Annotated in this window: 15 protein-coding genes and 2 pseudogenes; 8 read left to right on the top strand and 9 right to left on the bottom strand. The window is 69.2% G+C overall.

Annotated elements, in window-relative coordinates:
• Nucleotides 1–16: 16 nt before the first annotated feature.
• Nucleotides 17–2,890, bottom strand: coding sequence for a glycoside hydrolase family 48 protein (locus AB0J87_RS46690; protein ID WP_363977855.1), 2,874 nt, complete (start codon nucleotides 2,888–2,890; stop codon nucleotides 17–19).
• A 339-nt stretch (nucleotides 2,891–3,229) separates the two neighbouring features.
• Here AB0J87_RS46690 and AB0J87_RS46685 point away from each other — a divergent pair.
• Together AB0J87_RS46685 and AB0J87_RS46680 are read left to right on the top strand one after the other, a co-directional pair.
• Nucleotides 3,230–3,598 (top strand): annotated as a pseudogene (locus AB0J87_RS46685) (cellulose binding domain-containing protein); the annotation flags it as partial.
• Between the two features lie 822 nt (nucleotides 3,599–4,420).
• Nucleotides 4,421–5,584 (top strand): glycoside hydrolase family 6 protein, encoded by a 1,164-nt coding sequence (locus AB0J87_RS46680; protein WP_363978454.1) that lies wholly within the window; start codon nucleotides 4,421–4,423, stop codon nucleotides 5,582–5,584.
• A gap of 131 nt (nucleotides 5,585–5,715) precedes the next feature.
• On the opposite strand, the gene AB0J87_RS46675 is transcribed toward AB0J87_RS46680, so the two are convergent.
• The 5 genes from AB0J87_RS46675 to AB0J87_RS46655 form a co-directional block, all read right to left on the bottom strand.
• On the bottom strand, nucleotides 5,716–6,111 hold the full coding sequence (locus AB0J87_RS46675; RefSeq protein ID WP_363977852.1) for a DUF1992 domain-containing protein: 396 nt from the start codon (nucleotides 6,109–6,111) through the stop codon (nucleotides 5,716–5,718).
• A gap of 10 nt (nucleotides 6,112–6,121) precedes the next feature.
• Entirely contained in the window at nucleotides 6,122–7,021 is a 900-nt protein-coding gene (gene folP / locus AB0J87_RS46670; RefSeq protein ID WP_363977849.1) for a dihydropteroate synthase, read from the bottom strand.
• 45 nt (nucleotides 7,022–7,066) lie between these two features.
• Complete coding sequence (locus AB0J87_RS46665) at nucleotides 7,067–7,537, bottom strand: ATP-binding protein (protein WP_355193655.1); 471 nt, start codon at nucleotides 7,535–7,537, stop codon at nucleotides 7,067–7,069.
• A 94-nt stretch (nucleotides 7,538–7,631) separates the two neighbouring features.
• Nucleotides 7,632–8,687 carry an NAD-dependent epimerase/dehydratase family protein gene (locus AB0J87_RS46660; protein WP_355193653.1) on the bottom strand — a complete coding sequence of 352 codons (1,056 nt, stop codon included), beginning with the start codon at nucleotides 8,685–8,687 and terminating at the stop codon, nucleotides 7,632–7,634.
• 52 nt (nucleotides 8,688–8,739) lie between these two features.
• The gene (locus AB0J87_RS46655; protein WP_363977845.1) at nucleotides 8,740–9,921 is read right to left on the bottom strand and encodes a zinc-dependent alcohol dehydrogenase; all 1,182 of its coding nucleotides are present in this window, start codon (nucleotides 9,919–9,921) and stop codon (nucleotides 8,740–8,742) included.
• A gap of 195 nt (nucleotides 9,922–10,116) precedes the next feature.
• On the opposite strand from AB0J87_RS46655, the gene AB0J87_RS46650 reads away from it, so the two are divergent.
• From AB0J87_RS46650 to AB0J87_RS46635, 4 genes and pseudogenes are all read left to right on the top strand, one after another.
• The gene (locus tag AB0J87_RS46650) at nucleotides 10,117–11,166 is read left to right on the top strand and encodes a polyprenyl synthetase family protein (RefSeq protein ID WP_363977842.1); all 1,050 of its coding nucleotides are present in this window, start codon (nucleotides 10,117–10,119) and stop codon (nucleotides 11,164–11,166) included.
• A 10-nt stretch (nucleotides 11,167–11,176) separates the two neighbouring features.
• A pseudogene (locus AB0J87_RS46645) lies at nucleotides 11,177–12,121 on the top strand (4-hydroxy-3-methylbut-2-enyl diphosphate reductase); the annotation flags it as partial.
• A gap of 30 nt (nucleotides 12,122–12,151) precedes the next feature.
• A complete protein-coding gene (locus AB0J87_RS46640) occupies nucleotides 12,152–13,570 on the top strand; it encodes a family 2B encapsulin nanocompartment shell protein (RefSeq protein WP_350723659.1) in 1,419 nt (472 codons plus the stop codon).
• A gap of 68 nt (nucleotides 13,571–13,638) precedes the next feature.
• Complete coding sequence (locus AB0J87_RS46635) at nucleotides 13,639–15,786, top strand: terpene synthase family protein (protein WP_363977839.1); 2,148 nt, start codon at nucleotides 13,639–13,641, stop codon at nucleotides 15,784–15,786.
• Here the strand turns inward: AB0J87_RS46635 and AB0J87_RS46630 are convergent.
• Both AB0J87_RS46630 and AB0J87_RS46625 read right to left on the bottom strand, forming a co-directional pair.
• A complete protein-coding gene (locus tag AB0J87_RS46630; protein ID WP_350723662.1) occupies nucleotides 15,771–16,112 on the bottom strand; it encodes an STAS domain-containing protein in 342 nt (113 codons plus the stop codon). The genes AB0J87_RS46635 and AB0J87_RS46630 overlap by 16 nt on opposite strands.
• 286 nt (nucleotides 16,113–16,398) lie before the next feature.
• On the bottom strand, nucleotides 16,399–16,665 hold the full coding sequence (locus AB0J87_RS46625) for a hypothetical protein (protein WP_363977835.1): 267 nt from the start codon (nucleotides 16,663–16,665) through the stop codon (nucleotides 16,399–16,401).
• A gap of 460 nt (nucleotides 16,666–17,125) precedes the next feature.
• Between AB0J87_RS46625 and AB0J87_RS46620 the strand changes: the two genes are divergently transcribed.
• A complete protein-coding gene (locus tag AB0J87_RS46620; protein ID WP_350723664.1) occupies nucleotides 17,126–17,614 on the top strand; it encodes a C40 family peptidase in 489 nt (162 codons plus the stop codon).
• A 178-nt stretch (nucleotides 17,615–17,792) separates the two neighbouring features.
• Here AB0J87_RS46620 and AB0J87_RS46615 read toward each other — a convergent pair whose 3' ends face one another.
• Nucleotides 17,793–18,059, bottom strand: a complete 267-nt coding sequence (locus tag AB0J87_RS46615; protein ID WP_350723666.1) for a hypothetical protein — start codon at nucleotides 18,057–18,059, stop codon at nucleotides 17,793–17,795.
• A gap of 405 nt (nucleotides 18,060–18,464) precedes the next feature.
• Here AB0J87_RS46615 and AB0J87_RS46610 point away from each other — a divergent pair, with 405 nt between their 5' ends.
• A complete protein-coding gene (locus AB0J87_RS46610; RefSeq protein ID WP_363977831.1) occupies nucleotides 18,465–18,929 on the top strand; it encodes a hypothetical protein in 465 nt (154 codons plus the stop codon).
• Nucleotides 18,930–19,087 lie beyond the last annotated feature (158 nt).

Genomic DNA, 19,087 nt, shown 5'->3' with positions numbered 1-19,087 from the left:
GCGATCAGTGCTTTTCTCACGGGAAGAGCCGTCCGTACTCGCCCAGGGCGACGGCGACGTCCACCTGTGCCCAGAACCGGTGGTAGTTGAAGACCGGCGCGGGGCCCGTGCCCTTCAGGAAGGCGTCGACCTTCGGCCAGTCCGGGTCGTTCTTGTAGAAGGACCTGATCGAGATGAACGTCGAGCTGGAGTTGATGGTGTCGCCGTTGGGCATCTTGCCGCTCCAGCCGGACGGCACGTAGACCGGGTCGTCCACGCGGTTGTAGTCGGTCTTGGTCTCGGGGACCGACACGCCCTTGGCGTCGCGGTTCTTCCACACGCCGTCGAGCAGCGCCTTGGCCATGTTCTTGGCCGCCGTGTTGTTCGCCTTGGCCGCGTAGTACATGAGCGCCTTGGCGTACGCGCCGGCCACGCCCACGTCGTTCGTGTAGTCGGCGATCGTCACGTGCAGGCCGGGGTTGGCCGGAGGCATCCCGGAGGTGGCGGTGAAGTCACCCACGGGCTGGCCGGTCCACCGCAGCGTGGACGGGATCTGGTACGAGCCGTCCGCGTTGATCGTGGTGTTGTTCATGGCCCAGGTGACCCACTTGTCGAGCAGCGCCTTGGCGTCGGCGTTCCCCGAGGCGTAGTACAGCTCGGCCACCCGCTCCATCGTCCACGCCTGGAAGCCGAACCACTGGTTCGACGGCGGGTCGTGGTAGACGGGCTGCCAGTCGTAGGTCAGGCCGTGGAACTTCGGCAGGCCGGCCGGCGGCGTCGCGTAGTGGCCCTCCCAGCTGTTGGTCGCGCCACCGGCGATGGCGCCCTCGGCCGACTGCAGCCAGCCGTAGAACTGCAGCTGCCGGGTGAGGCTGGTGCTCCAGTCGGCCACGCCGGTGCTGCTCTTGGGCTTCAGCTCGGTCACGTTCGCCAGCGCCCAGGCCGCGAGCGGGTTCTGGTAGCCGGAGTGGTTGTGGCTGGAGCCGATGCGCCATGCCCAGCCGGCGCTGGAGTCGGTCGCGCCGCCCCAGGCGTAGTACCAGCTCAGCAGGTAGTTGGAGGAGTCCTTGCCGGTGCCGGCCGCGCACTGCGGGCTCGTGCAGCCGGGCTTCTTGAAGTACTTGTCGTACATCGCGTAGCGCAGGTAGTCGCCCATCTTCGCGGCCTTGGCGACCGACCCGGAGATCTGCGACTCCTTGCCCTGCGCCTTGGCCCACGTCTGCGCCCAGTACGCGGCCTGCACGGCGCGCGCGTCGGCGTCGGGGGCGTTGGTGTACCTCCACTGCTTGGCGTAGGAGCTGTCCTTGATGAACAGGTCCAGGTAGCCGTTGGTGCCGCCGTGCTTGAAGGTGTCGCAGGACGGCTGCGGGATCGTCTCGAAGACCGACTCCTCCGGGCCGCGCTGGTAGGTGTTGATGTAGGCGGGCTTGGTGGTGCCGTCGCCGCAGCGGCCGAAGCCGTAGGTGTTGTCGACGTCGAGCAGCCAGTGCATGCCGTAGATGTCGCGGGTGCCGTACGCGCTCTGCAGCTCGCCCGCGATCGGGTCGGTGCCCGGAGTCACGCCGGTGTCGAGCGGGCTCGGGTAGTTGCTGATCTGGTTCGACTCCGGCGCGTACGTGGCCGGCTTGTTCGGCGTGTAGAAGGAGTTCGTCGGCTGGTCGGCCGTGGCCGGGATGATGTACTTCTCCATCGAGGCCCACGCGTTGTTGAACTTCGCCCAGTCGCCGGTGACCTGCCCGTAGACCGCCTCCAGCCACAGGTAGTAGCTGTAGGCCTCGGACGTGGTCTCGTGCCCGTGGTCCGGCGCCTCGACCATGAACGTCTCGATCGAGTGGTACGGCACGCCCTCGGGCGAGAAGTAGCCGTTCGCCGGGTCGTGGAGCTCGTTGTACATCTCGACGAAGCGCTGGACGTAGGTGTTGTTGCCGCCGACGTCGTCGTCCGCCTCGGTGGCGGTGACGTCGACCGCGGTGTAGCCGGTGGCGCTCACCCGGAACACGCCGGAGCCGGCGGTGGTGTCGCTGTCGTTGGCCGCCGCGAGCGTGACGTTCTGCGCGGTGTTCCAGTTGGACGGCGTGAAGGTCAGGCTGGCGCCGCCGGAGACGGTCAGGTCGGTGTCACCGCTGGCGCGTGCCGTGGTGACGGTCACGTTGGCCGAGGGCGCCTGCGACAGCTTCACGCCGAAGCTCGCGGTCCCCGCCTCCGGCACGGACAGGCTCGTCGGGCTCACGACGAGCGCGGGACCCGTGTTCTGCGAGACCGTGATCCCGACCGGCGCCGAGGTGGTGGTCGCGCCGCCGTTGTCGGTGGCCCGTGCGGTGATCGAGTAGCTGCCGGCCGCCACGTTCGTCCAGCTGTAGCTGTACGGCGCCGAGGTGTCGGTGCCCAGCAGCGTGGAGCCCTGGTAGAAGTCGACCTTCGAGACCGTGCCGTCGGAGTCGGACGCGTTCGCCGCGATCGGCACGGTGGCCGGGGCGGTGAACGTCTGCCCCGCGGTCGGCGAGGTCAGCGACACCGTGGGCGCGGCGTTGGCGCCGCCGCAGGTGACCCCGTTCACGCTGAACGTCGTCGGGTTCGGGTTGCTGCCGGTCCAGGTGCCGTTGAAGCCGATGGACACGGACGCGCCGGTGCTCAGGCTGCCGTTGTACGGCATGTTGGTGGCCGTGACCCGCGTGCCTGACTGGCTCCAGTTGGCGCTCCAGCCGGTCGGGGTGTACTTCTGACCTGTGGTCGGGAAGTCGAAGCCCAGGTTCCACGAGGTGATGGGGTCACCGGTGTTCTTCAACGTGATGCTCGCGGTGAAACCGCCCTGACCGGGGCTGCTGGTCCATTGATTGGCCGTGTACGTCACGTCGCACGCCACGGCCGCCTGCGCGGGTCCGGCCGACACGGCCGAGGTCACACCCGCCACAAGGACAAGCGTCGCGGCCACGGCCAGTCGCCGCGACAAGCGGGAGAGAAGGGGAGGAGGTCTGTACTTCACGGGGTCTCCATGGGAGTAGAGGAGTGGGAGCGCTCCCAAACGGGATTGTGGGTGCCCCAACGCGTATGTCAACGGAATGGCGGTTCGGTAACCCCCGTGTTTCCTCTCACCAGGGTGCCCGGGATGAAAGTTTCATCCGCGTTCCGGGGCATTCAACGAGCATGCGGCCCGGCGGACACCTCCGCGAGCATCGCCCTCTGTACACGGATGGAACCACGACAGACCATGGGAGCGCTCCCAGCCCTCTAACACTGGAGATGATCGCTCGTGAGACTCCAACGCGGCCTCCGCAAATGGGCCGTGACCGTGACCGCCGCGAGTGTCGCGGCCTTAGGGCTCGTCGTCGGCCAGAGCACGGCAGCCAACGCCGCCGTCGCCTGCGACGTGACCTACTCTGCCAACTCGTGGACCAGCAGCCCCGGCCAGGGCGGTTTCACCGCGAGCATCACGTTGAAGAACACCGGTGACCCCATCACCTCGTGGAACCTGGGCTTCGACTTCCCGACCACGGGGCAGAAGTACACCCCGACGGGCTGGGGGGCCAACTGGAGCCAGTCGGGCACGCGGGTGACCGGGACGAACATGCCGTACAACGGCAGCCTGAGCACCGGCGGCTCGGTCTCCATCGGCTTCAACGGCACCTGGACCGGCAGCAACCCGAACCCGACCGCGTTCACCGTGAACGGGGTCACCTGCGGCGGCGGCGGGAACCCCACCACCCCGTCGGTGGTCACCTCGGCCAGCGCGGTCGCAGTGAACGAGGGCGGCACGGCGACGTTCACGGCCCGCCTCTCCTCGGCCCCGTCCGCCAACGTGACCGTCACCACCACCCGGGCCAGCGGTGACACCGACCTGTCCGTCAGCTCGGGCGGCTCGCTGACCTTCACCCCGTCCAACTGGAACACCGCCCAGACCGTCACCCTGGCCGCGGCCCAGGACTCCGACACGACCGCGGGCACCGCCTCCTTCACCGTCGGCGGCACCGGCGTCACCCCGGCCACGGTCTCGGCCACCGAGGTGGACGACGACGCCGTGGTGGAGCAGTCGATCATCGTGACGCCGACCGCGGTGACCGTGCCCGAGGGCGCCACCGCCACGTACACCGTGCGCCTGGCCGCCGCGCCGACCTCGAACGTGACCGTCACCTCGACGGCGGGCACCGGCGACACCAACATCACCGTCTCCAGCGGCGGCAGCCTCACGTTCACGTCGTCCAACTGGAACACCCCGCAGACGGTCACCCTGGCCGCCTCCGAGGACTCCGACACGGCCAACGGCAGCCGCACCATCACCGTCGCCTCGACCGGTCTAACCTCCAGGACGGTCACCGCCACCGAGGCCGACAACGACGGCGGCACCACCCCCGGCGGCCACGTCGAGAACCCGTACGCCGGCGCCACCGGCTACGTCAACCCCGACTGGAAGGCCAAGGCCCAGGCCGAGCCCGGCGGCTCCGCGGTGGCCAACACCTCCACCGCCGTCTGGCTGGACCGCATCGCGGCCATCGCCGGCTCCTCCTCCGCCATGGGCCTGCGCGCCCACCTGGACGAGGCCGTCAGGCAGGACGCCGCCAACGGCTCCGCGCCGCTGACCGTCCAGTTCGTCATCTACGACCTGCCCAACCGCGACTGCTCGGCGCTGGCCTCCAACGGCGAGCTGCTCGTCGCCGAGAACGGGCTCAACCGCTACAAGACCGAGTACATCGACCCGATCTCGGCGATCATGAGCGACTCCGCGTACGCGAACCTGCGCATCGTCACGATCATCGAGCCCGACTCGCTGCCCAACCTGGTCACCAACCTCAGCTTCGCCAAGTGCGCCGAGGCCAACTCGTCCGGTGCCTACGTCGACGGCGTCCGCTACGCGCTCAACAAGCTGCACGCCATCACCAACGTCTACACCTACATCGACGCCGCCCACCACGCCTGGCTCGGCTGGGACTCGAACTTCAACCCGACGGTCAACCTCTTCTACAACACCGTGGCCGGCGCCACCGCCGGTGTGGACAGCGTGGACGGCTTCATCGTCAACACCGCCAACTACGGCGCGACCACCGAGCCGTACTTCACGATCAACTCGTCCGTGAACGGCACGTCGGTCCGGCAGTCCAAGTGGGTCGACTGGAACTGGTACGTCGACGAGCAGTCGTTCGCCGCCGCCCTGCGCAGCGCCCTCATCGCCAAGGGCTTCAAGAGCGGGCTCGGCATGCTGATCGACACCTCGCGCAACGGCTGGGGCGGCTCCGCCCGCCCGAGCGGGCCGAGCACCTCGACCAACGTGGACGACTTCGTCAACCAGTCGCGCACCGACCGCCGCATCCACGCCGGCAACTGGTGCAACCAGAGCGGTGCCGGTCTGGGCGCGCGGCCGACCGCCAGCCCGGCGGCCGGGTTCGACGCCTACGTCTGGATCAAGCCTCCGGGCGAGTCGGACGGCGCCAGCTCGGACATCCCGAACGACGAGGGCAAGAAGTTCGACCGGATGTGCGACCCGACCTACCACGGCAACAGCCTCAACGGCAACAACCTGAGCGGCGCGCTGCCCAACTCGCCGCTGTCGGGACGCTGGTTCTCGGCGCAGTTCCAGGAGCTGCTGAGGAACGCCTACCCGCCCGTCAACTGAAGACCGTCAGGACCGGGGGCCATCGCCCCCGGCATGAGCCCGAGAGACCCGCCTGACCCGGGTCTCTCGGAGGGACCCGCCTGACCCGGGTCTCTCGATTCACCCGAAGGGGCCCCGTCCGCGGGGCCCCTTCACCTCTGCGCTCTGCGCCACTCCGAGACGATCTCGTCAACGTTGAAAGGCATCAGGTTGAGCGGCGGGCCCGACAGCCCCGTCCTGATCGCGTCGCGGATCTTCTGGTTGATCTCGTCGAGGATCCGCCGCACCTCGGTCTCCGACCGGGCCCCGCGCGCGTCGGCCAGCGCCTCCTCCGCCTGCTTGCGCAGCGCCAGCGTGGGCGGCAGGGGCATCGACAGCCCTTCGCTCTCGATCTTCTGCTTGATCCACCACATGTCGTCGTGCGGCCGGTCCGGCAGCGGCTTGCCGGCCCCGGGCAGGTCGTCGAACTCGCCGCGCTCCTGCGCCTCGCGGATCTGCCGGTCGATCCAGCTCTCGAACGGCATGCCCAGGGGTTTCCGCTCGGTCAAGACGGCCTCCTCAGGCCAGGTTGTGACTCGGGGTCAGCGGGCCACGCCAGCCGAGCATGGCCTCGGTCATGCGTACGGACGCGACCGTGCCGGCCACGTCGTGCACCCGCAGGATGCGGGCGCCCTTGACGATCGAGAAGACGTTGGCGGCGATCGTGCCCTCCCTCCGCTCCCCCTGCGGCCGGTCGAGCGTCTCGCCGATGAAGTCCTTGTTGGACAGGGCCACCAGCGTCGGGTAGCCGATCGCGGTGATCTCCTCCAGCCGCCGGGTGATCTCCAGGGAGTGGAAGGTGTTCTTGTTCAGGTCGTGGCCGGGGTCGATGATGATCCGGTCCGGGGCGATCCCGGCCTCCAGCGCGTACGCGACCCGCTCGCGCAGGTAGCCGGCCACCTCGGCGACGACGTCCTGGTAGCTCGGCCGGAAGACGCGCCTGCCCGGGCCGCCGAGGCTGTGCGTCACGATCACGCTGACCCCCGACTTGGCCGCGAACTCCGCCATGCCGGGCTCGCGCAGGCCGTTGGTGTCGTTGATCACGTCCGCGCCCGCCTCGACGGCCGCCCGCGCCACGTCGGGCCGGTGGGTGTCGACGGAGATGACGGCGTCGGTGGCCTTCCTGACCTCGGCGATGACCGGGGCCACCCGGTCGATCTCCTCGTCCGCGCCGATCTGCGCCTGGGCCGCGCTGAAGGCGAACCCGCCGATGTCCACCCAGTCGGCCCCGTCGTCCACGGCCCGGCACGCGGCCGCCACGGCGTTGTCGAGCTCGAACGTGCTGCCCTGGTCGTGGAAGGAGTTGGGCGTCCTGTTGACGATGGCCATGACGGCGACCTGGCGCGCGAAATCGAACTCCCGCCGCCCGATGCGCCGGACGGGCGAGATGATCCCCGGGGAAAGCGCTTCGCCGCTCACGTAGCGAGCCTACCTGGCACCCGACCACCCGGCGCGGAGCGGGGGTCAGGCCATGAAACGGCCGAAGGGGCGGCAGCCGGCCATCACGCGGATGCGTTTCATGACCTCGTGCGCCGCGCGCTCGGGCCCGCCCGGCAGCCGCATCGTGAGCAGGACCGTCGTCCCCCCGGGACCGGTGTCGAAGTCGGCCGTGTCGCACAGCCGGCGGATGAGGTAGATCCCCCTGCCGCCCTGCGCGAGTTCGAGCGGGGTGATGCTGCCGTTGACGTACCCGTCGGGGATGCCCCTCCCCTCGTCGGACGTCTCCGAGCGGATGACTCCGTCCACCGTCCACAGCTTGAAGTACCCATGCCCACCCCCGTGCTCCACGGCGTTGACGACGCTCTCGTGCACGGCCAGGACGAAGTCGTCCAGCCGAGGGCTGCTCAGCCCGCAGCTCCTGGCGCACTCGGCCACGGCGCGGCGCAGCCTGGTGACGTCGTCGAGGGCGAAGGGCTGGGCCATCAGGGTCCGCATGCGCTCCCTCCGTGTCGTCCGACAGGGCGGCTACAGGGCGGCTCTCGCGCTTCAGGACCTCGCGTCGTGTGTCACGTTCCCCGGAGGAGACGACTTACACCCCGGACGCCCCACCGACACCGGCGGCGAGCTCCTTGACGCGGCCGACGGGTCCGCCGTCGGGGGCCAGCGGCGCGGTGTCCATGCCGGCCCCGTCGTGCAGCCCCTCGAACAGCTCCCGCACGGCCTCCCACGACGGGTGCCGCGGCGTCCACCCCAGCACGTCCCTGGCGCGGTCGGTCTTCATGATCGGGGCCCGCAGGACCAGGTCCAGCAGGCCGGGCGCGGCCGGCAGGAGCCGCAGGTGCCAGGCCGCCGACATGACCGTCCTGGCCACGGCGGGCGAGACCGGGACCGTACGGGTGCCGAGCAGCTTGGCCAGGTCGGGCGGGTCGAGCACGGGCGCGGCGGCGAGGTTGAACGCCCCCCGCACCTCTTTGGTGACGGCCAGCCGGTACGCCTCCGCCGCGTCCTCCGCGTGCAGCGCCTGGAGCCGCAGGCCCGGGATGTCCGGCACGAACGGGATCCGCCCCTCCTTGATCAGCCACCCCGGCACGAACGGCCCGCCGAACAGCCTGCGCTGCTCGGTGGCGGCCACCCGCTGGAAGACGAACCCCGGCCGCATCCGCACCACCCGGATGCTCGGGTGATCGTTCTCGAAGACGTCGAGCACCCGCTCGACGTACGCCTTCTCCCGCCCGTACGCGGCCCCCGGCCAGCCGTGCGTGGGCCAGCTCTCGTCCACCGCCCGGTCCTCGGGCCCCGGCGAGTACGCGCCCACGGACGAGGCGTGGACGAGCGCGGGCACCCCCGCCTCGGCGACGGCGCGGAAGACGCGCATGCTGCCCAGCACGTTCGCCCGCCAGGTCGTCGCCGGGTCCCTGGTGGGCTGGAACAGCCACGCGAGATGGACGACGGCGTCCGCCCCGTCGAAGATCCGCGTCAGATCCGCGGTCGCGACGTCCGCCTGCCGCCAGTCGGTGCGGTCGATCCGCCATCCGGGCAGCCGACGGGCGACCCCGACGATCGAGGTCACGCCGTCGTCGGCGGCCAGCGCACGCACCAGGCTGGTGCCGACGTTGCCGGTCGCACCCACCACAACGACTCTCATGGGTGCTTCGCTGCCCGCCGACCGGGCAGCGAAACCCCTCTGACCTGCCAGATTATGGCTGGAGCAGGATCTTGACGGCTCCGTCGGACTTCTTCTGGAACATCTCGTACGCGAGGGGCGCCTGCTCCAGGGGCATCCGATGGGTGGCGAGGTCCATCACGCCGAGCGGATCCGACTCGTCGGTCACCAGCGGCATCAGCGCGTTGGTCCACCGCCGGACGTGGGCCTGCCCCATGCGCATCGTGATGCCCTTGTCGAACATGCGCAGCATGGGCATGGGGTCCGTCATGCCCCCGTAGACGCCGATGACGGAGATGACGCCGCCGCGCCGTACGGAGCCGATGGCGTGGTTGAGGGCGGCGAGGCGGTCCACGCCCGTGTGCGACATGAGCGGCGCGGCCACCGCGCCCGGCAGCATCGTGGTGAGCGTCTGGGCGAGCTTGGCGGCCGGGGAGCCGTGGGCCTCCATGCCGACCGCGTCGATGACCGAGTCCGTGCCGCGTCCGGAGGTCCGATGGCGGACCTCCTCGGGGACGTCGGCGACCTCGCTCGCGTCGATGACCTCGATGCCGTGGCGGCGGGCCATCTCCAGGCGCTGCGTGACGCCGTCCACGCCGATCACCCGGTAGCCGCGGTGGCGGGCGATGCGGCAGCACATCTGGCCGATGGGGCCGAGGCCGAAGACGGTGACGCTGCCGCCCTCGGGGACGTCCGCGTACTCGACGGCCTGCCAGGCGGTCGGCAGCACGTCGGACAGGTAGACGAAGCGCTCGTCCGGCGGCCCGTCGGGCACCTTGAGCGGGCCGAACTGCGCCTCGGGGACCCGCAGGTACTGGGCCTGCCCGCCGGGCACCTGCCCGTAGAGCTTGGTGTAGCCGAACAGGGCCGCTCCCATGCCCTGCTCGCGGACCTGCGTGGTCTCGCACTGCGCGTAGAGCTGCATGCCGCACGTGTGGCAGTGGCCGCAGGAGATGTTGAACGGGATGACCACGCGGTCACCCGGCTTGATGTTCTCGATCGCGGAGCCGACCTCCTCGACGATGCCCATGGGCTCGTGCCCGAGGATGTCGCCCTCGGCCATGAACGGCCCGAGCACCTCGTACAGGTGCAGGTCGGAGCCGCAGATCCCGGTCGTGGTGATCCTGATGACCGCGTCGTTGGGCTCCTTGATGGCGGGATCGGGAACCTCCTCGACCCGGACGTCGCGCTTGCCGTGCCAGGTGACTGCCTTCATGGTGCCTCCTTACGGAATAGCCACAAATGCCGCATACCCGTACATATGCCATCAAATCGGCAGTGGCTCCAGGTGGCCTCCCGACACGCCTGGATCTTGGCAAAGGGCGAACGCTCCGCGCCAAAACGCTTTACACGCTCTGTATTGGGTGAGTAACTATTGGTAGCTGACGCCCTGACAGAAGGAGCCGCGCGCATGCCGGTGAGCTTCACTCAGCACAACGTTGGATCACGCATCGACCGTCGCCTGGCCGGTTTCCTCGAGACCTGGCGAGCTCCCGTCGACGACCCCGACGTCGAGGCGGCGTACCAGTTGCTCACCGACTTCGTCCTCAACGGCGGCAAGCGCGTCAGGCCGCAGCTCTGCTACTGGGGCTGGCGGGGCGCCGGCGGGGGCGACGGCGACGAGATAATCACCGCCGCCGCGTCCCTGGAGCTCTGCCACGCCGGCCTGCTCATCCACGACGACATCATGGACGGCAGCGAGCTGCGGCGCGGCCGGGCCACCGTGCACAGGAGCCTGGCCGGGCTGCACCGCGGCCCGGGCTCGGACGCGTTCGGGCAGGCGGGCGGCATCCTGCTCGGCACGCTGAGCCTGGCCTGGTCCGACACCATGCTGTCGTCGTGCGGCGTGGAGCCGCACCGGCTGCGGGCCGCGCACCACGTGTTCGACACCATGCGCACCGAGGTCATCAGCGGCCAGTATCTCGACGTCCTGGCCCAGATCCGCTCGGGTGCGAGCGTGGACGAGGCGCTCACGGTGATCCGGTTCAAGACCGCCAAGTACACCGTCGAGCGGCCGCTGCAGATCGGCGGCGCGCTGGCCGGGGCCTCGCTGGAGCTGCTGGAGTCCTACTCTCGCTTCGGCCTGCCGCTGGGCGAGGCGTTCCAGCTCCGCGACGACGTGCTCGGCACGTTCGGCCTGGAGTCGGAGACCGGCAAGTCAGCGCTGGACGACCTGCGCGAGGGCAAGCACACCGTGCTCGTCGCGCACGCCGTGCTGCGGGCCACCCCCGCCCAGCTCGCCCATCTCAAGAGCTGGCACGGCAACCCGGAGCTGACCGAGGAGCGCGCCGAGGAGCTGCGGCAGATCCTGCGCGACACGGGAGCGCTGGCCGAGGTCGAGGAAATGATCGAAGACCGTGTGCGCGAGGCCGTGACGGCGCTGGCCGCGGCGCGGATGGAGCCGGACGCGGCGAGAGCGCTGGCCGTGCTGGCCGACCAGCTCGCGCACCGCACCAAGTAGAGAGGTTCCCCAGATGGGACAGGTTCTTCTCGCGGCCCCGCGCGGCTTCTGCGCGGGTGTCGAGCGTGCGATCAGCACCGTCGAAGAGGCGTTGAGACGCTTCGGTCCACCGGTCTACGTGCGCAAACAGATCGTGCACAACACGTACGTGGTCGACGACCTCACCCGGCGCGGCGCGATCTTCGTCGAGGAGCTCGACGAGGTCCCCGACGGCTCGCTGGTCGTCTTCTCCGCCCACGGCGTCGCGCCGGCGGTGAAGGACGAGGCGGGACTGCGCGGCCTGCGGACGATCGACGCCACCTGCCCGCTGGTCACGAAGGTCCACAAAGAGGCCGTGCGCATGGCCGAGGCGGGCTACGAGATCGTGCTCATCGGCCACGCCGAGCACGAGGAGGTCGAGGGCACGTTCGGCGAGGCCCCCGAGCGCATCCACGTCGTGGACCCGGCCAGGCCCGACGAGCTGACGGCGGGCGGCTCGCGCCCGATGAGCTGGCTGTCGCAGACCACGCTGGCCGTGGACGAGACCATGCAGGCCGTCGCCGAGCTGCGCAAACGCTTCCCCCAGCTGGTCGACCCGCCCAGCGACGACATCTGCTACGCCAGCCAGAACCGCCAGGAGGCGATCACCAGGATCGCCCCGCGGTGCGAGCTGGTCATCGTCGTCGGCTCCGCCAACTCGTCGAACTCGCGGCGGCTAGTCGAAGTGGCCCTCAACGCGGGCGCGGGAGCGGCGTACCTGATCGACCAGGCCGCCGACGCCGACGAGCGCTGGCTCGACGGCGTGCGGACCGTCGGGGTCAGCTCCGGCGCCTCCGTCCCCGAGCGGCTGGTCGGGGAGTTACTCGGCTGGCTCGCCGCCCACGGATACGACGACGTGGAGCCGGTGACCGTGACCGAGGAGACCCTCACGTTCTCCCTGCCGCTCGAAATCCGATCCACCCGCAACCCCGGCTAGGTCCCAAACCCAGATTGGTGGTGCAGCACGATGACCGAAACGACCAACTCGCCCACACCTGAGGCCGCCAACGGCAACAGCCAGCTCAGCCTCAGCACCGAGGCCGCCAGACAGCTCGCGACCACGACCAAGACGGCGCCGCAGATGCAGGAGATCACCTCCCGCTGGCTGCTGCGGCTGTTGCCGTGGGTGCAGTGTTCGGGCGGTGTGTTCCGGGTCAACCGGCGGCTGACGTACGAGCTGGGTGACGGCCGCATCACGTTCAGCACGACCGGTTCGGACGTGCGGGTCATCCCTGCGGAGCTCACCGAGCTGCCCATGCTGCGCGGCTTCGACGATACGGAGGTGCTGGGGGCGCTGGCCGATCGTTTCGCCCAGCGTGAGGTGGAGGCGGGCGAGGAGATCGTCTCCGAGGGCCGCCCCGTTGACCGGCTCGTGCTGATCGCCCACGGCCGGGTGGCCAAGGTGAGCCGCGGCGCGTACGGCGACGAGCAGAACCTCGGCGTCCTGGCCGACGGCGACTATCTCGGTGAGGCGACGCTGACGAGTGGCGGCAGTTTCGACTTCACCGCGCGGGCCAAGACCAAGACCACCGTGCTCACGCTGTCCCGGCAGGACTTCGAGCAGCTCGCCGACCAGTCTCCCGGCCTGCGCGAGCACCTGGACCAGTGGCTCTCGGCGAGCGGGGAGCACGCCCACAACGACTACGGCGAGGCGGCGATCGACCTGTCGGCCGGCCACAGCGGCGAGCCCGTGCTGCCCGGCACGTTCGTGGACTACGAGCTGAGCCCGCGCGAGTACGAGCTGAGCGTGGCGCAGACGGTCCTGCGGGTGCACACCCGGGTCTCCGACCTGTACAACCAGCCGATGAGCCAGCTCGACCAGCAGCTCCGCCTCACCATCGAGGCCCTGCGCGAGCGGCAGGAACACGAGATGATCAACAACAAGGAATTCGGCCTGCTCAACAACGCCGACTTCAGCCAGCGCATCCGCACCCGCTCCGGCCGTCCCACCCCCGACGACCTCGACGACCTGCTGGCCACCGTGTGGAAGGACCCGGCGTTCTTCCTCGCGCACCCGCAGGCCATCGCGGCCTTCGGCCGGGAGTGCAGCAAGCGCGGCGTCTACCCGCAGTCCATCGAGGCCTTCGGGCACAAGGTGCCGGCCTGGCGGGGCGTCCCGATCTTCCCGTGCAACAAGATCCCGGTCTCCTCCACGTACACGACGTCGTTCCTGCTCATGCGTACCGGCCAGGAGAACCAGGGTGTCGTCGGCCTGCACCAGACCGGCATCCCCGACGAGTACCAGCCGAGCCTGTCGGTCCGGTTCATGAACATCAACGAGAAGGCGGTCATGTCCTACCTGGTGAGTGCGTACTACTCGCTGGCGGTGCTCGTGCCTGACGCGCTCGGCGTGCTGGAGGACGTCGAGGTCGGCAGGAACGGCTGAGCGAGGAACCGGACGGCCGGCACCGCCTGCGCGCGGTGCCGGCCGATCACTTACGTGGAGGAGCTGCCATGAGCCAGCCGTTCGAACTGCCGGACTTCTACATGCCGTACCCGGCGCGGCTGAACCCGCATCTCGAAGAGGCTCGCGCGCACTCCAGACAGTGGGCGCGCGACCTGGGCATGTCCGAAGGCTCTGGCATCTGGGAGGAGGCCGACCTGGACGCCCACGACTACGCGCTGCTGTGCTCGTACACGCATCCCGACTGCGACGCCGTCGAGCTCTGCCTGATCACCGACTGGTACGTGTGGGTCTTCTTCTTCGACGACCACTTCCTGGAGGTCTTCAAGCGCACCGGCGACCTGGCCGGCAGCAAGGCGTACCTCGACCGGATCGCGCAGTTCATGCCGATGGGCGATGACCTGACCATGCCCGAGCCCACCAACCCCGTCGAGGCGGGCCTGGCCGACCTGTGGGTGCGTACGGTGCCCAGCAGGTCGGCGGACTGGCGGGCGCGCTTCGCCGAGAGCACCAGAAACCTGCTGAACGAGTCCCTCTGGGAGCTGGCCAACATCAACCGGGGGCGGGTGGCCAACCCGGTCGAGTACATCGAGATGCGCCGCAAGGTCGGCGGGGCTCCCTGGTCGGCGGGGCTCGTCGAGCACGCGGTGGGCGCCGAGGTGCCCGCCCGGCTGGCCGGGACCCGGCCGCTGCGGGTGCTGAAGGACGCCTTCGCGGACGCGGTCCACCTGCGTAACGACCTGTTCTCGTACGAGCGGGAGGTCGGGGACGAGGGTGAGCTGAGCAACGGTGTGCTGGTGCTGGAGAGGTTCCTGGGATGCGGCACGCAGGAGGCCGCGGACGCGGTCAACGACCTGCTGACCTCGCGGATGCAGCAGTTCGAGCACACGGCGCTGGGCGAGCTGGGCCCGCTGTTCGTGGAGTACGGCGTCGACCCGCTCACCGCGGCCGGCGTGCTGGCCTACGTCAAGGGGCTGCAGGACTGGCAGTCGGGCGGGCACGAGTGGCACCTGCGCTCCAGCCGGTACATGAACAAGCGGGTCGCCGCCCGCAAGCCGCTGGGCATGCCGTCGATCGTCAACATGCTGGGGGCCAAGCGGCTGCGTAACTTCACGTACGTGCCGTACCAGCGGGTGGGGCCCTCGCGGATCCCCGACCTGCCCATGCCCTTCCAGGTCAGGCTGTCGCCCCATCTCGACGCCGCCCGGCGCAACACCGTGGCCTGGTGCGGGGAGATGGGGATGCTCGACTCGACCCTGTGGGACGAGCAACGGCTCGTCGACCTCGACCTGCCTCTGTGCACCGCGGGCCTGCATCCGGACGGCAGTCCCGAGGAGCTGGACCTGGCGTCGTACTGGATGGCGTGGGGCACGTACGCGGACGACTACTTCCCGGCCGTCTTCGGCCGGTCCCGCAACCTCGCGGCGGCCAGGATCGCGGTGGAGCGGTTCTCGGCGTTCATGCCGCTGGACGGCTCGCCCGCGCCGGCGCCCGCGAGCGTGCTGGAGCGGGGCCTGGCCGACGTCTGGGCGCGTACGGTGGGGCCGATGCCGCCGGAGGGGCGCCGCGAGCTGCGCGAGGCGGTCGAGAGCACGTGTCTCGCCTGGCTGTGGGAGCTGGGCAACCAGTTCGCCAACCGCATCCCCGACCCCGTGGACTTCGTCGAGATGCGCCGGCAGGCCGCCGGCAGCGAGCTGACCATGAGCTTCAGCCGGATGCGGCACGGCCGGCGGCTCCCCCGTGAGCTGCGCGAGAGCGGGCCGATCCGGTCGCTGGAGAACACCGCCGCCGACTGCGGGACGCTGATCAACGATGTCTTCTCCTACCAGAAGGAGATCGAGTTCGAGGGGGACCTGCACAACGGCATCCTGGTGGTGCAGCACTTCTTCGACTGCGACTACCCGACGGCGCTCGGCATCGTGACCGACCTGCTGGACTCGCGGGTGGGCCAGTTCCAGCACATCGTCGAGCACGAGCTGCCGGTCGTCGCCGACGACCTCGGCCTCGACGCGGACGCCCGGCAGGACCTCGACGCGTTCGTGGACGGGCTGCGTAACTGGGTGGCCGGGGTGTTCCACTGGCACCACCACTGCTCCCGGTTCGACGAGGCCTCGCTGCTCCGCCACAACCGGGTGCCCGAGCGGCGGCTGGGCGGGCCGACGGGCCTCGGCACCTCAGCGGCCTACGCGGGCAGGTGATGGGTGCGGGGCTCGTAGAACCAGCCCATCATGCGGAGCAGTCGCCGCTGGTACGGCGTGACATTGTGCAGGCGGATCCACCGCTCCGCGGGCGGCAGCGTGGGCATGACGAGCACCCGCAGGCCGGAGACGTCGATGAAGGTCAGCTCGCCCGTGTCGACGACGATGTACGCGCCCTGGCGGCACCCCGCCAGGGTGTCGGCCACCGCGGGGCTGTTGGAGGCGTCGATCTCGCCGACCAGCGCGACGGCCGGCGGTCCGGGCGCAGCGCGCACCGTGATCGTCAGCTGCCCATCCTGGTAGAGCAACCGCTCTTGGACGCTCACGCTCTTCGCCCCCCAACACGCACGCTCTGGGGGTGTAATCCGGTCTCTGGCAAATAACCAGAACCCAGGTTACACGAAGTATGTTTGGCTATGTAATTTTCGCCGGAAAATGACCGAATTTCGGGGAAATTATGAAGGGCACGGCATGGCCGTGCCCTTGACTGCTGCGAAAGATCCGACTCGGACGGTGCCGCCCCGGCCCGGGGAGCGCTCCGGCAAGGTGCCGCCACTGGTGCCGCCACAGGGGCCGTGGCTACCGGAGCGCCCTCACGTCAGGCGTACGCGCTCAGTTGTTGTCGCCCACGTGGGACTGGTTGTTGAGCAGGTTGATGTCGAGGTCCTGCAGGTGACCGATGGTCGCGGCGTCGATGTACTTCACGGAGTCGTTGAGGACGTCGTTGGCCAGCGTGAGGTCGTCGAGCAGGCTCAGCTGACTGAGGATCTGCTGCTTCTTGTTGAACGCGTTGGGACCGACGTCGGCGGAGGCGCTCGTGGCCGAGAACCCGAGCAGGCAACCCGCGATCGCTGCACCAGCGAGAATGCGACGCATCATTTCTTGTTTCTCCTTCGTCGGAATTTGCGCGGGATGCGCGTCATCGTGAATCACTCGCACCGGGCTGCGGGATTCCAGGAATACCATTTCGCGGTGCCTCGACGGGCCGCAACCCGACTGTGCTAAGCCGGAGTCAAATGCGCGCACCAATTCCTTGATTGTTGATCATGGATCGTCCGGATATATACGACAAGCACGCATTTGCCCTGGGGTGGCGTGGGGGCAGTTTTTCAGCTTATGGCCATACGGACCTCCCGTATGGTCAAAGTCCGTTTTATCGCTATACAGAAGGAGGAATGCTATCGGGAGAACGGGCGGGCGGAGGCGGGCCGACGGGAGCGCTGAATATGTCATGAATAGAACACGGCGGCTGCTGCCAATAGCACTGGCACCGGTGATTCTGTGCGCGGTTCCGGCCATTCCCGCGATGGCCCGGCGATCGGCGAGCGGGACGATCGCGATGCGTGCGGCGATAGAGATGATCGGCGTCCCGTACTCGTGGGGCGGCGGCGGGGTGAACGGCCCCGGGTTCGGCACCGGAAGAGGGGCGAAGACGTGGGGATTCGACTGCTCGGGGCTCGCGGAATACGCGTGGGCGCGGGCGGGGGTGTCGATCGGCTCGACCACGCGGGAGCAGTGGCGCTCCGGGATCCGGATACCCAAGGAGCGGGCGGAGCCGGGGGATCTGATCTTCTTCGACAGCGACTCTCACAGCCCCGGGCCCGAGCACGTCGGCATCGTCGTGGACGCGACGCGGATGGTGCACGCCCCGTACACCGGGCAGTCCGTCCGGGTGGACCCGCTCGGCAGGCGTACCTTCCTCGGCGTGGTCCGGCCGAGCGACACCTGGATGAACGGCCACGCGCTGAGCTCCGCGGCCTCGGACGGCGGCGACGCCCCGAGCTCCGCCGCCGTGAACGGCCACGCGGCCCAGGTCGTCCTGCAGTGATCGACCTGGGCCGCGGGACGGAGAGCTCGGTGCGCACCGGGCCCGTGCCGTGGGTTCGCGAACGTCCACGGCCCGTTTTCGCGGTTCACCTCAAGGCACCAGGAAGACGACCTTGGCCGGGCGGAGTCCCTCCCGGGAACCGCCGATCGGCTTCCTGCCTACGCCACGAGAGGAGCCGTCAGTTGTTGTCGCCCGTGTTCTCCTGGTTGTTCAGGATGTTGGCATCGATGTCCTGCAGGTGGAGGAGGGTCAGGATGTCGACGTACTTCACGGAGTCGTTGAGGACGTCGTTGAGCGCGGTCAGGTCGTCCAGGGCGCTCAGCTGACTCAGGATGGATTGCCCGCTGTTGTGCGGGTTGGGGCCGACGCTGGCCGAGGCTCCCGTTGCGGAGAGACCGAACGCGGCGGCCGCGATTGCTGCACCGGCCAGAATGCGACGGATCATGTGTGGTTTCCTCCATGGAACGGCGCCGGAATTCAGCGCCTAGTCGTTTGTGCAGGGCTGTGAGGTGCCGGAAATAACCATCGCGGCAGGCGGCCGGAACTGCAACTCAAAAAGCCCACCTCGAAGTCAAGGCGGCACCTCGCATTCTTGGCACGGAGTTTTCCCGACCGTCGCCGAAACGGGACCCACGCGCAGGGTTCGAAGCCCTTTTGGCGGGATTTATTTTGGCCCGTCGCGCACCCGATGGGCCGAACCTGCACTGTCGTTTAGGAAACGATCACCCGAAACTTGAGAAGCGCCCCTACGCCTGCCGGCGTACCCGGAGAGCCCTCCGGAGGCTGACGTGCCGGGCGAACAAAGCGTCGATGATGGCCGGCGAGTTCACTCAATGCGGAGGTGAGATCGATGCGGCCGAGTATCCGCAAGACGGTCATGGTTATCCATGTCATCGCGTCCGTCGCGCTGGTCGGAGAGGTGTGGGGCCTGGTCGTGCTGAATACGGCGGCGGCCCTGACAAAGGACGCCGGACTGGCGCACGCGGCCTATCGGCTGATGCCCGCCCTGGTCTTCGCGGGCGGCATACCGCTCAGCCTCATCGCATTGATCAGCGGCATCACACTGGGGCTGACCAGCCATTGGGGGCTGTTTCGCTATTACTGGGTGGCGGCCAAGCTCGTACTCCTGGTGGCCGTGATCTGCGTGGGCATGTTCCTGTTCGACCCCGAGGGAATGGCGGCCGCCACCGAAGGCGCCGCCGCCGTCCCAGCCACTCGCCAGTGGGGGCAGGTGGGCGCACTGGGAACGCAGATCGCCATGCTGATGACCGCGACCACGCTCTCGGTCTTCAAACCCCGCCGCAAACTCCGGTGACGGCCGGGTGGGTGGCGGGATTCAAAAACGACCATGAATTCCACCCGCCGCGGCCCGCTCCGCCGACGCGGCGCTCCGAGGTGCCGGGTGCTGCCCGCGTGCAAGCGCCTCGCCCCAGGACGCCCGCACGGACGACGCCGCGCACGCCCCGAAGGACG

Source organism: Nonomuraea sp. NPDC049625, assembly GCF_040675285.1.
Taxonomy (GTDB): domain Bacteria; phylum Actinomycetota; class Actinomycetes; order Streptosporangiales; family Streptosporangiaceae; genus Nonomuraea; species Nonomuraea angiospora_A.
Note: the sequence above shows the minus strand (reverse complement) of the source record. Positions and strands in the feature narration are given on the sequence as shown.

Excerpts from the sequence above, each read along its gene's own strand:
- AB0J87_RS46625 (WP_363977835.1), bottom strand. The coding sequence starts at position 16,665 with ATGATGCGTCGCATTCTCGCTGGTGCAGCGATCGCGGGTTGCCTGCTC.
- AB0J87_RS46655 (WP_363977845.1), bottom strand. The coding sequence starts at position 9,921 with ATGAAGGCAGTCACCTGGCACGGCAAGCGCGACGTCCGGGTCGAGGAG.
- AB0J87_RS46665 (WP_355193655.1), bottom strand. The coding sequence starts at position 7,537 with ATGCGGACCCTGATGGCCCAGCCCTTCGCCCTCGACGACGTCACCAGG.
- AB0J87_RS46650 (WP_363977842.1), top strand. The coding sequence starts at position 10,117 with ATGCCGGTGAGCTTCACTCAGCACAACGTTGGATCACGCATCGACCGT.
- AB0J87_RS46620 (WP_350723664.1), top strand. The coding sequence starts at position 17,126 with ATGCGTGCGGCGATAGAGATGATCGGCGTCCCGTACTCGTGGGGCGGC.
- AB0J87_RS46635 (WP_363977839.1), top strand. The coding sequence starts at position 13,639 with ATGAGCCAGCCGTTCGAACTGCCGGACTTCTACATGCCGTACCCGGCG.
- AB0J87_RS46615 (WP_350723666.1), bottom strand. The coding sequence starts at position 18,059 with ATGATCCGTCGCATTCTGGCCGGTGCAGCAATCGCGGCCGCCGCGTTC.
- AB0J87_RS46640 (WP_350723659.1), top strand. The coding sequence starts at position 12,152 with ATGACCGAAACGACCAACTCGCCCACACCTGAGGCCGCCAACGGCAAC.
- AB0J87_RS46610 (WP_363977831.1), top strand. The coding sequence starts at position 18,465 with ATGCGGCCGAGTATCCGCAAGACGGTCATGGTTATCCATGTCATCGCG.
- AB0J87_RS46660 (WP_355193653.1), bottom strand. The coding sequence starts at position 8,687 with ATGAGAGTCGTTGTGGTGGGTGCGACCGGCAACGTCGGCACCAGCCTG.